This is a genomic window from Bradyrhizobium sp. ORS 111, from assembly GCF_045571485.1.
GTDB lineage: Bacteria > Pseudomonadota > Alphaproteobacteria > Rhizobiales > Xanthobacteraceae > Bradyrhizobium.
This window is the reverse complement of record NZ_CP120701.1, coordinates 1,130,471-1,144,474: the sequence shown is the minus strand read 5'-3', so window position 1 is coordinate 1,144,474 and position 14,004 is coordinate 1,130,471. Positions and strand designations below refer to the sequence as shown.

The window sequence follows — 14,004 nt, the reverse complement described above, 5'->3', positions numbered from 1 at the left end:
CGCCTGCACTACGCCGGATGAAGGGCACTGCCCTTGTGGGCCGCGACATGATCGGTCTTGTCGCTCTTGATCTCATATTGCGGATCGTCCTTCGAGGCACGATGCGTGTGGCCCTTGTAGTCGAAGTCGCTGGTATGCACCGCAATGATGGTGCCCGAGACTCGGCCGGCCTCGGAATTCCAGCTCACATGATCGCCGACCTTGAACTTCCTGGCCATGTCGAGACGTCCTTCGGATAGCTGGCTGTCATACTGCACGAACGGCAACACGGAAACGTCCGCCGTTGCAAACAACCCGGGGGCCTGCGGAGTTCCCGCGGGGATCATGCTATGCTCCGCGACAGCCAACTCGAGCAGGAGCCGGATTGATCGTGAAGCAGGCGAATTGGACTGACGGTCCCACGGACGGGGTCGCCGCGGCGGTGCATGATTTCTACGAGCGTCACCCCTACCCCGGCGCCGTTGACCAGCTCGGCGAAGATCAGGCCGAAACGCCTGAGCGGCAGGCCCGCAAGAGCGAGCACCATCTGTTCTGGCCGAAGCAGCCATTTCGCGAAGACCGGTCGATCCTGATTGCAGGATGCGGCACCATTCAAGCGGCGAGACATGCGCGCCGGTGGCCGCGCGCGCGGGTCGTCGGGATCGATGTCAGCGAAGCGAGCCTTGATAAGACGAGGCTTCTGCGCGAGAGGCACGGACTTGACAACCTCGAGCTCAAGCGACTGCCCGTCGAACAGGCTGAGCAACTTGCGGAGCAGTTCGACCAGATCATCTGCACGGGCGTCTTGCACCACCTGCCCGATCCGGATGCGGGCCTCCGCGCCTTGCGGAGCGTGCTGGCTCCGCGTGGAGCCATGCATCTGATGGTGTACGCCCCGTACGGACGGGCCGGGATCTATCTGATCCAGCAATATGGCCGTTTGCTCGGTCTCGGCTCCACGCCGTCCGAGATCCGCGATCTCATGACCGCGTTGAAGAACCTCCCGAAAGGTCACCCATTGTGGCCGCTGCTGCAGAAGTCTCCCGATTTCCAGTATGATTCAGGCATCGCCGACGCCCTGCTGCATCCACAGGACCGCCCGTATTCTGTTCCGCAATTTCTCGCCTTTGCAGCCCGAAATGGATTGCGCTTCGGACGCTGGATGCGGCAGGCGCCTTACCTGCCCTATTGCGGCGCGCCGCGGGGTACACCGCACCAGCCACGCCTGGCCGATCTTGCCCCGTCCGCGCAATACGCCGCGATGGAGCTGTTTCGCGGGACGATGTTACGACACAGCGCAATCCTCTATCGTGACGACGAGGCCGATCATGATGAAGCGGTCACGTTCGAGGGCGAGGCATGGTTGGGCTATGTGCCGATCCGCATGCCGGGAACGTTGTGCGTTGAGGAGCGATTACCGCCCGGCAAAGCGGGAGTCCTCATCAACTCGCACCACACCGATACCGATATCTATTTGCCGATCACGGCACCCGAGAAGCGCGTCGTGGAGGCAATCGACGGCGAGCTTTCGATCGCGGCCCTGGTGAAGGGCAAGATCGGAACAGAACCGAGCCGGGTGTTGTTTCAGCGCCTTTGGCATCACGATCAGGTGGTGTTCGATACGTCGCACCAGCCATAGACACTCGTCGGAAGGCGCCGATCAGTCCGACCGCAGCGGCCACGCTGTGCCGCGACGGCGCAGCTATTTCGTTGTCGAACGTCGAGTGGCGGCCACGGTGGCGGGTGCCATCGGCGAAATTGAGAACGTCAGCCACGTGTTCCAGCCGGCCGGGCGGTTCTCCGCCGCAAACTCTCCGTACCCCTTCAGGTTCAGGAAGCCCTGCATGTCGCCTACCGGGAACAGAAAGCCGATCTGTGGGCCGACGCTGAATACCCGGGACCGGAAGCCTCCCAGGGCAGGATGCTGACCAAAATCATCGGTGATCTGCTGGTAGCCATAGCCCACCAGGCCAACGAAGAGCTGCTTGGATAGAAACTGGGAAGCAGCCCAATCCACGTGGAAGTCGATGCCGTTCTGGTACTGCGTATCCGGATTCTTGAAATTGTAGGTGAAGCCCGCGACAGCAGAAAACTCATGTCCCGCCTGCGGATTGAAATAGGTATAGCCGCCGCCGGCATCGATGGCAGCATGCCCAATGCCGAGATTGGCGAGGCGGGTCGGACTATAGGCCCCAACCGGAATATCTCCCGTCACATAGGTCATGAAGTTGTGGACGCCCGCGTTCCACTTGAGAGTCGCCTGCGGATAGAGATCGCCGACCGACGTAATTGAATCGGCGATGCTGCCCGTGCGCGTTAGCGCCAGCGGGCCGACTGCCGCCGTCAGTATTCCGTCAAGGTTAGCGCTCGACCGCCCGAACAGTCCGGTTACGCCAATGGCAAGCTGTCCGCCCAGCACCGGCGTTGCGAAAGTGTAGGTCGGGTTGAGCAGCACGAGATCCGCCTGTGCGTTCAAATGCAGGTTCAGATCGACGTTCACCGTCGCAGGGATTCTGCCGACCTGAATCTCCCTTGCGGCCGCTGCATTGCCGAAGGCACTTACACTGGTGTGATAGTAAACTTCCGCCATCGACCAGCCTGGCACCTGAGGGGTCGCTGCAAGACTGCCGAAGCGGCCGGGAAGCCAATATGAAACGCCACCCTCGTCGGCGCGGACGGCTCCAGACGGGATTGACGTTATCATCATCGCCATCGCGATGACTGAGCTTCTGAATGGGAAACGGATTCCTGGCATTGCTTTGCTTCGCCTGCCGGGCAGCCCCTTTCTCGAAAGACCAACTATGCCCATCTCACACCCCGCCCTTCCAAGCGTATCGCGTAACGATCTGGTCTGCCGCACAGGTCTACCCCTCGGCGGCGCACGCTCACTTGAGCCGATGCCGACCCCTGAAGGCCGGCATCGGTTCAACCTCTCAAGCTCCGACCTTCTTGGCGGCAGGAACCGTCCATGTGCCGTTGATGATCGACGGGTCCGTTTCCTGCGGCCAGTACATGCGCAGCATCAGTATGAAATCGCCCTCCGGCGCGGGAAGCCAGTTCGACTCCTTGTCCTTGCCCGGAGAATCCTTCTGAATGTAGAGATCGGTCGAGCCGTCCGGGTTTTCCTTCAGGTCTACACGAGCGCTGATCGAGTAGCGGTTGATCGGGTTCTTCACGAAGAAGTAGCCGCTATCGTACATCGTGAGCGACCAAAAACCCTCCGCGGGAGGCAGTTGGCCTTTGGGAAACCGCATGACGTACTTGTTCGCGCCATTGTACTTCTGGCCCTCCGCGTCCTTCTGCGAGACCGGGTACACCGCATCCTGCGGACGATTGGCGCCGAGTCCGATCGCGGTCACCAGCGCCCGCATCAGATAGTCGGTGCCATAGATGCCGGTCTTGGTTGTGAAGGCAAAGCCGTTCTCATCCTTGATGGCTTTGTTGATCTTGAACTGAAGCATGATCCTGTCGAACGACACCTCCGGTACGCGCTTCAGGAAGTCCGCCTTGAGCTTGCTCTCATCAAAATCCTGTCCGGGCACAATGCCGATGCGGGCAAACTTGGCAAGCTGCGGAGCGTCTGCGGCGTATGGCGGATTGGTCTTCATCAACTCGCACAGCAGCTTGAAATATGAAACGGCGTCCATGCGATTGACCTGTTCGCGGACGGCCGTCTTCATGTCGATCGAGGGATCCACTTTTCCGGCGGGTGGCGTATACAGCTTGCCGTAAGCGCTGAGCGGGACGAGGCTGCACTCGTCCTGCAACTTGTGGACCGCCGCATAGTCTTCCGGCGTGCCGGTGCAATAGATGCGGCCGAGCAGCCATACGATGTTGGTGGCTGACTTGTATTCCTTCACGCCGGCCGGCAGCGTGCCTTTCCACCCGGGTCCAGTAATCGCGTAAGTCTGCGCCCCGGTGCCGGTGGTACGTTTCCCTGGGACCTGAAACACCGTGGTCCAGCCGTCGAGCATCGGCATCAAGAAATAGCGTCCCTTCATGTCCGGGATGCTGAGCACCCACGGCTCTTTCCCGACATCGAAAAAGGACGTCGTGTACAGAGTGTCCGCGTTCGGCGCGGTGACATCCCTGAACGAAGCGTCCGGATACTGGCGCAGCTTGATGATATGGCCCATCGGCCCTCGCGTTCCAACCGGCTCAGCCACGTTGGTGATGACCCGGCGCGTCATCTCCATCGTCACCAGTGGATAGCCGAAGATGTAAGCATCGCTCGCGAGCCAGAAGTCCTCCAAGCCCTGACCGATGCCGACGAAAGAGCCGTCCTGGGCGACAGCCGATCGTCCCATCGCCGCTCCGGTGAGCAGACTCATTCCACCAAGCGCAAGATCGCGACGCGTGATCTTCATTTTTTCTCTCCTTTACATATTTGATGGTCTTGAAAATCGAGGCAGAGAGGGCTGCGCCGACGTTCGGCGCCACCCGTCGAGCGTTCTGTCCGCAGCTATGGCTGCATCTTGATTCCAAGTTGGGCTCTCATGTCATTGAACGCGCTCGATCCGTATTGCTCAGTAGCAAGGAGGATAGGGATAGTATCCGCATCGGGGCGCGTAGTAGTACGGATAGGCTGCCGCAGCTCCAAGAGCAGCCGCTCCTGCAATGGCCGCGCCGCGGTAGTAAGCACCGCGCCAAGCGGTTCGGCGGGCGACACCGGCGAAGGACAACGGCGTGAATGGCCGGCCAATGATGTCGATAAAGATCGACGCCGGTCCATCAGCGCCGGCAAGATCTCCCTCGAGCACATCGACATCGAAAGTGAGTTTGTCGCCTTCAAGCTTGGGCGACTTGAGCACGACGACGGCGTCGGCCACCGATGATCCGTCCTTCCTGAATCCGGAAACCGTCGCGTTTGGAGGATCCTTGGCGAAGTTGTCGCTGCCGTTGCCCCAGTCCTCGATGATTCGAGACGTGAGATCGTGACCAGCGGCCCGAACAGGTCGATCGGCAAACACGATGGCATTCGGCGAAAGCCCCGTCAGCACAAGCTTGCCGTCCTTCAGGCTGGCACTGCGCGAATTGAGGACGAAGAGGGAAGGCACGACTTCAGGCTTTGCCTGGCCTATCGACTTCTCGAGCGGAACGTGCGGCTTCTGCTCGGATGCCGTTTGAGCGGAAAGGTCTTGGGGGCAGATGAGCCAGCCGCCGGCGCAAAATACAAACAGAGCAGCACGAAGTTTCATGTTATTCTCTCCGCTGAAAAGTGGATTGTTGTTCTCGGCGGGCTCCTATAGCCTTCCAGGCGCGCCTCGCGCGCCTGCTGCGTCATGTCTCAAAATGACTCCTCGGGAGCTGAGTAACTTCAACAAGCAGCTTCGCTAAGCATTTCGCGCCAATTCAGATCGCGCGTCTTGCCATTTCGCGCCAATGGTCGGCGATTGCTTCAGTCATCAATCACACGCGTGCCTCTGCGATGGCGTGCCCGCTCCTGCTTACGGGCGAGTTGCTGCTGTCTGTAAACAATGGGTTGAACTTTCATCAAACGCACGAAAGTGCGGCTGAAGCTGCTTGCATTGGTATAGCCGAGGAATTTTGCGATATCGGACAGGCGCTTGCTTGAATCCACGAGCATGCGGCAAGCGATGGCCAAGCGAACCTCCGCAAGCATCGCGCTGTGGCTTGTGCCCATGCGGCCGAGATGACGCTGCAACGTCCGGGTGCTGACTTTGCAGGCGCGAGCCGCGCTACCGAGGGTTGCGTCACCATGTCGCAGCGAGGCGACAATGGCCGCGCGGACCGCCCGAGATGAAGGCAACAGGACAGCTCTCATCGGTTTGTGTGAGGCGTGAAGCCCATGTTCCCTCGAAAGAAAACCGATGCTGCGAGGCTACACACATCTGCAAGACCAATCTGGCCATCAGCCGCCAGGCTTTTTGTCAGATGGAAATATTCGAGCACCTTGCACGCAACGCCGGGCATGACGCGACAATCGAGAACGCAAGAAGCTCGGCAGCCTGCTAGGCTGCCTCCGCGTCAGAATTCTTGGGTAGGTGATAATGCCCCTCAGTCCTTTGACCCGTTGTCAATTTCTTATGCCATTTGCTGAAATTCATTCAGAGGTCGGCGGACCTACGGCGGCGCTTCTCGCCAAATTTCGGCTGCCGACGTCGTTGGAGGAGAAAGCGGATCACTACGTGCCGCTGCTGCCGGCCGTTCGTTTTGCGATGGCCGCTCAGGAAAAGCAGGGGTTGTCGGAGATCGCCTTTCGCGCAGCCCAGAGGCTCTCATTCGATCATCTGAGCGATGCGATGCGGGTTCGCATCCGGCATTCACCGACCCTGCTGGCTGCTCTTCAGCAGATGTGCAAGTGGGCGCCGGTCGAAGATACAAATCTGCGTCTATGGCTGGAGCCATGTGACGAACGCGTGAAAATCTGCAGCAGGCTCATCGGGACGGAGGGCATCTCGCATCTTGAGATATCCCAATGGCTTCAGAACATATTCGTCGTGCACATTGTCCGTCAGTTCGCGGGCGCAAACTGGACTCCGAAACTGATCGCGTTTGAAGCCGACTATGCACCGAGCAAGGAAGTAGAATCGCATTGGCCGGACACCCGTTTCATGTCAGGCCAGAAGGCCTCCTGGATCGAAGTACCGCTGCAATTCTTGAGCTATCCCAATCGCGCAGATGTTGTCCGCTCCAGTGTACCCGAGACGGAGCGACAGCCTTTCAGCAACGACGTCGTCGGCATTCTCAAGTTGACCTTGCCGTCATATCTTGACGAAGGAGGCCCGGCGATCGTGCAGGCCGCTGAGATGGTTGGACTGAGCGTGAGGAGCCTGCAGAGGAAGCTGGCGCTGGCCGGGCTGACATATTCGGGCCTGCTCGAGCAGGTCCGCTTCAGCAATGCGATGCGGCTTCTCAGCGACACCGAGAACAAGATCATCGATGTCGCATTCTCATCGGGTTATGCGGACCCCGCCCACTTCGCTCGCGCTTTCCGACGGATTTCGGGATTCAGCCCGCGCGAGTTTCGCGAAAGGTCGAGGCACGGACAGGCCGACGTCGACCCTTCGCAGCCCAGCTAGATGATGATTGTCTAAAGCGTTGCGCCGTCCGGCCAAGCCTCGCGGACGGCATCTCGGGAATCGTCAAAGGACGAGGTCATCCCGGAGGCCCCGGGAGGTCACTCCGGCAGCCCCGCCTCGCGCAGCCCGGTTACGAATCTCGCGAGATGCTCGGGTCGCCGGATAGGAATCCAACCTTGCAGGCTGGAAATACGAAACGTGGGATCCAGCTTCCGCAAATGTTGGAGTGCGCTGCCCGCCTGGTCGGTTCGACCGGCGAGCGCATGACTTGCGGCGCTGATGGCGACCACGAACAAGAAGCTCGGCAATTGCCGGAAAGATTGTTCGGCCCATGACGAGGCCATATCATAGCGCCCCGCAAACAGATGCGACATGGCCATACCTGCCTGCATCCGGAACATCTCCGGATCCAGCGGACTGAAACGCATCGCGCGGGTGAAGAATTCGATCGCGGTATCGGGATCACCGCGCTCGGTTCTGAGAAAGCCGCCCAGGAACCAGGCGGCCGCCAGGTTCGGGTTGAGCACCAGTGCCTTATCGAGCAGCGCGATGCCACCGTCCAGGTCGCCGGCAAGATGAGCAAGCGCGTGCCCAGCCCTCGTGAGCGCGACGGCGTCGTCCTTGCCCAATTCCACCGCAAGGCGCGCCAATCGAACCCCTTCCGCGATTTCCTGGGGCCGGTTGGCCATCCAGCCATTTAGCTTGCGCCAGAAATGACACCACGCTGCCATGGCATGGGCAGAGGCAAACCTCGGATCGAGCTGTATCGCCTTGTAAAATAGCGGTAGCGCCTCATCGATCGCCTGCCGCGTTCCGCTATGCAAATGAGGCATGGCCCGCAAATAGTTGTCGTAGGCACTGAGGCTGCCGGTCGGTTTCCGCCTGGCGCGCTCGATCTCCGCTCGCTCGAGCTGGGAGGCGACCGCTCCGACGATGCTGGTGGCGATCTGGTCCTGAAGCTCGAAGACGTCGTCGAGTGTGCCTTCGAATCTCTCGGCCCAAACGTGGGTGCCGGTTGCCGTATCAACGAGCTGGCCCGTGATACGAATCCGACCTTCGGACTGGCGTACGCTGCCTTCGACGACATAACGCACGCCAAGCTCGCGTCCCACCTGCTTCTCGTCCACCGTCCTGCCCTTGTAGGTGAAGCTTGAGTTACGCGCGATCACGAACAGCCAGCGAATGCGCGACAAGGCCGTAATGATGTCCTCGACGACCCCATCGGCGAAATAATCCTGCTCAACATCGCCACTGAGATTGCGGAACGGCAAGACCGCGATCGACGGAGAGTCCGGCAGGGTCAGAACGGGGCCGAGCATTTCACCGCCGCTGGTCGAATCCGTGATCGAGATGTTCGCGGACGGCTTCACCTCCTGGGTCTTGCCGACAAACCGAACGCCTTTGCGAGAGACCGTGCGGATCAAGCGCTGCTCTTTACCGGTGTCATTGATCGCCTTGCGGACCGCGTTGATGTGGCTTGTCAACGTCGACTCGGAGACGATCCGACCGTTCCACACGGCCTGCAGGAGATCGTCTCTGGTCACCACCTGCTCGCGGTTGCGGATCAAATAGAGCAGCAGGTCGAACACTTTCGGGCCGATCTGGATGAGCTCTGAGTCCCGCTTGAGCTCGCGCAGATCGGCGTCCAGGCAATAATCCTCGAATAGAAACTGCACCTTCGCGCTCCACTTGGACAACGGTCCAAGGAAAATTCAACGGCAATTCAAGCTGACTGCAAGGTCTTCCCGCCGGCACGGGCGCATTCTCCCGCTGCTTTTAGCAGCAAGGCCATTGGTGGCTTGGAAAAAGAGTTGAGGGTCATGAAGATTGTCGTCATTGGCGGTACTGGCCTCATCGGGACGAAGCTTGCGGACAGGCTGCTTCGGAAGGGCCATGACGTGATTCGAGCAGCCCCCAGCACCGGCGTCAACACCATTACGGGCGAGGGTCTCGAGAAGGCGCTATCGGGTGCGGAAATTGTCATCGATGTCGCCAACTCGCCCTCCTTCGAGGAGAGGCAGGTTCTCAAGTTCTTCGAAGCCTCGGGGCACAACCTGCTCGCTGCGGAGGTCGCGGCCAAAGCGCGGCACCATGTCGCGCTGTCCGTTGTTGGCACCGATCGCCTTCCGGAATGCGGCTACTTCCGCGCCAAGCTGGCGCAGGAAAACCTGATCAGGGCGTCAGGGATCCCCTACACGATCCTGCGCGCCACGCAGTTCTTCGAGTTCATTGGCGGAATCGTCGATACTTCCGCGGATGGGCAGATCGTCAGGCTCTCACCCGCTCTGATTCAGCCCGTGTCATCGGAAGACGTCGCCGCCGCACTGGCCGACGTTACGCTCGGCGCTCCCGTCAACGGCATCGTTGAACTGGCCGGCCCGGAGCGATTCAGCCTCGATGACTTTGCCCGAAAATATCTGGTCGCGACGAAGGACCCACGCAAGGTCGTCGCCGATATCCACGCCCGCTATTTCGGTGCAGAGCTCGATGATCGGTCACTCACGCCTGGCGGCAACGCTCGGCTCGGCTCAGTGCGCTTCGAGGACTGGTTGGCTGGGCTCCGCAAGTAACAAGCCCGCCTGCCGCTAATTCCTCATCGCATACACGGTCTTCCCGCTGCGAGCACGAACTCATGAGCAAGTCTATCTTGCGTGATCCTCCGCAGGAGGATCCGCCGGCCGCGTCTGACGAACGCCAAGGGACTCCGCCCGACCCCGATCGGCGTCCCGCAGGTATGGAAATGGCGCGCGTACTCAAGACCGCACCACTTCGCATGGCCTCCGATCCGTCCAGCGGCACGATCGCCCATTGGAAACATGGAGCTCTGCACGATGTCGTCGAGCCCATGGCTGATCATGTCATCATGACGTACACCGGCTCCATGCAGCGACTGGAGCGGCGCTCAGGGAGATCGGTTGCGATCGGAACGGCGCGTTCCGGTGTGGTGACGATCATCCCGGCCGGCTCAAGCGCCCGATGGGATATTCCCGGGCTTGTCAACGTCGTTCAGCTCTATCTTCCCCACACAACGCTCCAGCGGGTTGCGAGCGAAGCCGATATGGCCGGTCCCGGCACTCTCCTGGAGCGAACAGGGCACGCCGACACCATCACATCCCGACTGCTCTTGAGTGCGGCGGATGTCCTGGAGGGCAACGAGGCGTTGGATGCGCTGTTCAGGCAGCAAGTGACAGATCTCCTGGCCACGCGTCTTTTGGCTGCGCACGCCGGATCGCCAACCACGTTCCAGCCGGTCATGGGCGGGCTGTCGCCGAAGGTACTGGTCCGCGCCATTGAACGCTTGCGTTCGGATGTCGATACGGACGTCTCGCTCGCAGCGCTTGCTTCGGAGGCCGGTCTGTCGCGCTTTCATTTCTGCCGTGCGTTCAAGGAGAGCACTGGCCTGTCGCCCCATGCCTGGCTGCGCCAATATCGGCTGGAGCAGGCGATGAACATGCTGCGCGATAGCGACGCATCGATCGTCGCGATCGCGGCGGCGCTTGGCTATTCCTCGCAGACCGCTTTCGCCGCGGCGTTCAGGAAGCTGACCGGCGAGACGCCCAGCGAGTGGCGGCGGCGCGTACGTTAGCAGCAATCGCACTACAGGCACATCAATCGCTCTGGGGCAACGGGTCACTTGGCCTGTTACAACTCGTCGTGACCACGCCAACGACACGGAGAGAAACGAATGGCCTGGAATAACTCCGTCAGCCGGCTTGCCAACGCATCGCGGCGGAAGGTGCTCGCGACCACGCTCATGTATGCGACTTCGCTAACCGTTCGCTCCACCTCGGCCGCCGGCAAAGAAACGAGGATTTCGACCCACCCCGCTCAAAGGACCGACCCCATGACCTTTATCACCACCAAGGACGGCGCCCAGATTTTCTACAAAGACTGGGGGCCGAAGTTCGCCCAGCCGATCGTCTTTCATCACGGCTGGCCGCTCAGCTCCGACGACTGGGACACCCAGATGCTCTTCTTCGTCGAGAAAGGCTACCGCGTCATCGCCCACGATCGCCGCGGTCACGGTCGCTCGAGCCAGGTGAGTGACGGCCACGATATGGATCACTACGCAGCCGATGTCGCAGCGGTCGTTGAGCATCTTGATCTTCGCAATGCCATCCACGTCGGCCATTCCACTGGTGGCGGCGAGGCCACGCGCTATGTGGCGCGTCATGGCAGGGATCGCGTGGCCAAGCTGGTCCTGATCGGCGCCGTGACGCCGCTGATGCTGAAGACGGACGCCAATCCGGGCGGCTTGCCCACTGAAGTGTTCGACGGCTTGCGCGCCCAGCTCGCAGCTAACAGGTCACAGTTCTATATCGATTTCGCGAGCGGTCCGTTCTACGGCTACAACCGTCCGGGCGCCAAGGTATCGCAGGCGGTTATCTGGAATTGGTGGCGCCAAGCCATGATGGGGAGCGCGAAGGCGCACCACGACGGCATCAAAGCGTTCTCAGAGACCGACTTCAACGAAGATCTGAAGAGCATCGACGCACCTACGCTCGTTCTGCACGGCGACGATGATCAAATCGTGCCCGTCGCCGACTCCGCTGCTTTGTCAGCGAAGCTTCTGAAGCGCGGCACACTCAAGATCTACGAGAGGCTACCTCACGGCATGTGCGCAACTCATGCCGACCTCGTCAATGACGCGCTGCTCTCGTTCATGGCTGTCTAGCTCCTTTTTACCGGAAGAAACACAAACCAGTGAGGAAAACCACATGCGCTTAGTCATCATCGGCGCCGGCTTCGCCGGCATGTACGCGGCCCTTTCCGCTGCGCGCCTGCGCGACATCCAGGGCGTTTCGCCCGAGGAACTCGAGATCGCGCTGGTCGCGCCCGAGCCAACGCTCGTGGTGCGCCCGCGGCTCTACGAACCGAAGCCTGAGACACTGACGGCACCGCTCTCTGACGTCCTCAAGGCGATCGACGTTGTCTACGTGCAGGGCAGCGCCGAGACGGTCGACACCAAGTCGCGCATGGTGCAGATCGCGACCGCCAAGGGCACGCGAAAGACGCTGTCCTACGATCGTCTGGTCGTCGCCACCGGCAGCAGGCTGTTCCGTCCGAACGTTCCCGGTCTTGCCGAACACGGCTTCAGCGTCGATCAACTCGATGATGCCGTTGCGCTCGACCGTCATCTGCACAGTCTGGCCGAACGGCCGGCAAAGAACGGGCGCGATACGGTCGTCGTCGCCGGCGGCGGATTCACCGGCATCGAGGCGGCGACGGAAATGCCCACACGGCTTCGTGCGGTCCTGGGCAAGGATGCCAGGCCCCGCGTCATCATCGTCGATCGTAACAATGCAATCGCCCCCGATATGGGTGAAGGCCCCCGCCCCATCATCGAGGACGCGCTGCGCAAGCTCGGCGTGGAGACCTGGCTCGGCGCCGGCGTCGCCTCGCTCGACAAATCCGGCGTCACGCTTTCCAACGGAGAGCACATCGAAGCCGAGACCGTCATCTGGGCGGCGGGAATTCGCGCCGCGCCGTTGACACAGCAAATCCCCGCCGAGCGCGACAATTTCGGCCGGTTGCTGGTCGACCGCGATTTGCGCGTGCCGGGAGTTGCCGGCGTATTCGCCACCGGCGATGCCGCACGCGCGGCCTGCGACGACGTCGGCAACTATGCGCTGATGTCGTGCCAGCACGCCACGCGGATGGGCGCCTTCGCCGGCAACAATGCCGCCGCGGAGCTGCTGGGCGTGTCGACCAAGCCATATCACCAGAAGGCCTACGTCACCTGCCTCGATCTTGGAGAAGCCGGCGCACTCTTCACGCGCGGCTGGGACCGCAAGGTGGAAATGGTCGGCGACGCAGCCAAGAGGACCAAGCAAGAGATCAACACCGTGTGGATCTATCCGCCGTGCGCCGAGCGTGCCGCCGCGCTCGCCTCGGCCGATCCGGAGCGCGTAACGGCCCTCTAGGCAGCTCACGACGTCGGCAGCGCACTCATGCGCGAGCGCAAGGTGGCCTCGGTCGATAGCGGCTGCCCAGTCAACCAAAGAAGGAAATTGAACATGAGAAGAGAAAGAGTCGTCATCGTGACGGGTGGCAGCTCCGGCATCGGGCGGGCGGCGGCACTACGGTTCGCCAGACAAGGCGATAAGGTGCTCGTGACCGGCCGCCGTCCCGGTCCCGTCGAAGAAACGATTGCCGAACATGCGAACATTGCCGGCCTGGTTGCAGATGTCGCCTCCGCCGAAGATGCCAGGCGCACAATCGCCAAGGCGGTCGATAGCTGGGGCAAAGTCGATGCCTTGGTCAACAACGCGGGAGCAGGGGCAATCCTTCCGCTGGCCGATGCGACAGCCGATCGGATCGTGGAGATTTTCTCCGTGAATGTGATCGGCCCGACTCTGCTTGCCTCCGCTGCTCTTCCTCACCTGAAGGCAACCCGGGGCACGATCATCAATATCTCAAGCACCTTCGGTCATAAGCCGGCGGCTGGACTGTCCCACTACGCAGCCAGTAAGGCGGCTTTGGAGCACCTGACCCGCTGCTGGGCGCTGGAGCTTGCGCCACTTGGCGTACGGGTAAACGCCGTCGCCGCGGGGCCAACGGAATCAGGCGCTCTGACCGGCATGATGGGGCTGTCCCTGGAACAGGCTGCTGCCGTCAAGGAGCAGGAACGCGCGCGCATCCCTCTCGGGCGGCGCGGTATTCCGGACGACGTCGCAGAGTGGATCGTGCGGCTTGCCGGTCCAGCTTCGGAATGGATGACAGGCCAGGTCGTCGCTATCGATGGTGGCTTGGGACTGTCCTAGTTGCAGGACGGTACGGCCGCTTTGCAACGCCGACCATCGTTGCGCGAGCGAGCCTTTGTCCTGCGACAGCCTCAACAATCGGCGCTGGCGCATGCTTAGCAGCAATCGCCCGATAGGGACCGCAACCGCTCTGGGGCAGTCGCACGTCAACTTCGATAGATCATCACGGTGACACGCCGAGAGTGTCATCGATCTCTGAACACCTCACCACGCCGACC

Annotated in this window: 13 protein-coding genes; 7 read left to right on the top strand and 6 right to left on the bottom strand. The window is 61.2% G+C overall.

The genetic code is table 11. The features are described from left to right. Nucleotides 1–8: 8 nt before the first annotated feature. Nucleotides 9–218, bottom strand: coding sequence for a DUF2945 domain-containing protein (locus P6U30_RS05230; protein ID WP_407150352.1), 210 nt, complete (start codon nt 216–218; stop codon nt 9–11). Nucleotides 219–370: 152 nt separating this feature from the next. Here P6U30_RS05230 and P6U30_RS05225 point away from each other — a divergent pair, with 152 nt between their 5' ends. Further along, nucleotides 371–1,618, top strand: coding sequence for a class I SAM-dependent methyltransferase (locus P6U30_RS05225; protein ID WP_407170360.1), 1,248 nt, complete (start codon nt 371–373; stop codon nt 1,616–1,618). Between the two features lie 63 nt (nt 1,619–1,681). Here P6U30_RS05225 and P6U30_RS05220 read toward each other — a convergent pair whose 3' ends face one another. The 4 genes from P6U30_RS05220 to P6U30_RS05205 all read right to left on the bottom strand — a co-directional run bounded on the left by P6U30_RS05220 (nt 1,682) and on the right by P6U30_RS05205 (nt 5,623). After that, nucleotides 1,682–2,692 carry a transporter gene (locus P6U30_RS05220; protein WP_407168452.1) on the bottom strand — a complete coding sequence of 337 codons (1,011 nt, stop codon included), beginning with the start codon at nt 2,690–2,692 and terminating at the stop codon, nt 1,682–1,684. 220 nt (nt 2,693–2,912) lie between these two features. Next, nucleotides 2,913–4,346, bottom strand: a complete 1,434-nt coding sequence (locus P6U30_RS05215; RefSeq protein WP_407168451.1) for a DUF1254 domain-containing protein — start codon at nt 4,344–4,346, stop codon at nt 2,913–2,915. Between the two features lie 159 nt (nt 4,347–4,505). Continuing rightward, a complete protein-coding gene (locus P6U30_RS05210; protein WP_407168450.1) occupies nt 4,506–5,177 on the bottom strand; it encodes a hypothetical protein in 672 nt (223 codons plus the stop codon). A 200-nt stretch (nt 5,178–5,377) separates the two neighbouring features. After that, nucleotides 5,378–5,623: a helix-turn-helix domain-containing protein gene (locus P6U30_RS05205; RefSeq protein ID WP_407170359.1), complete on the bottom strand. Its 246-nt coding sequence runs from the start codon at nt 5,621–5,623 to the stop codon at nt 5,378–5,380. Between the two features lie 367 nt (nt 5,624–5,990). On the opposite strand from P6U30_RS05205, the gene P6U30_RS05200 reads away from it, so the two are divergent. Beyond that, complete coding sequence (locus P6U30_RS05200) at nt 5,991–7,022, top strand: helix-turn-helix domain-containing protein (protein WP_407168449.1); 1,032 nt, start codon at nt 5,991–5,993, stop codon at nt 7,020–7,022. Nucleotides 7,023–7,120: 98 nt separating this feature from the next. Here the strand turns inward: P6U30_RS05200 and P6U30_RS05195 are convergent, their stop codons facing one another. Next, the gene (locus P6U30_RS05195; protein WP_407168448.1) at nt 7,121–8,698 is read right to left on the bottom strand and encodes a winged helix-turn-helix domain-containing tetratricopeptide repeat protein; all 1,578 of its coding nucleotides are present in this window, start codon (nt 8,696–8,698) and stop codon (nt 7,121–7,123) included. Between the two features lie 144 nt (nt 8,699–8,842). Between P6U30_RS05195 and P6U30_RS05190 the strand changes: the two genes are divergently transcribed. The 5 genes from P6U30_RS05190 (at nt 8,843) to P6U30_RS05170 (ending at nt 13,786) form a co-directional block, all read left to right on the top strand. Further along, nucleotides 8,843–9,592, top strand: coding sequence for an SDR family oxidoreductase (locus P6U30_RS05190; protein ID WP_407168447.1), 750 nt, complete (start codon nt 8,843–8,845; stop codon nt 9,590–9,592). Nucleotides 9,593–9,654: 62 nt separating this feature from the next. Further along, nucleotides 9,655–10,608, top strand: a complete 954-nt coding sequence (locus P6U30_RS05185; protein WP_407168446.1) for a helix-turn-helix domain-containing protein — start codon at nt 9,655–9,657, stop codon at nt 10,606–10,608. 258 nt (nt 10,609–10,866) lie between these two features. Further along, nucleotides 10,867–11,697 (top strand): alpha/beta fold hydrolase, encoded by an 831-nt coding sequence (locus P6U30_RS05180; protein WP_407170358.1) that lies wholly within the window; start codon nt 10,867–10,869, stop codon nt 11,695–11,697. 43 nt (nt 11,698–11,740) lie between these two features. Continuing rightward, complete coding sequence (locus P6U30_RS05175; RefSeq protein WP_407168445.1) at nt 11,741–12,946, top strand: NAD(P)/FAD-dependent oxidoreductase; 1,206 nt, start codon at nt 11,741–11,743, stop codon at nt 12,944–12,946. Between the two features lie 27 nt (nt 12,947–12,973). Further along, nucleotides 12,974–13,786: an SDR family NAD(P)-dependent oxidoreductase gene (locus P6U30_RS05170; RefSeq protein ID WP_407168444.1), complete on the top strand. Its 813-nt coding sequence runs from the start codon at nt 12,974–12,976 to the stop codon at nt 13,784–13,786. Nucleotides 13,787–14,004: the final 218 nt, after the last annotated feature.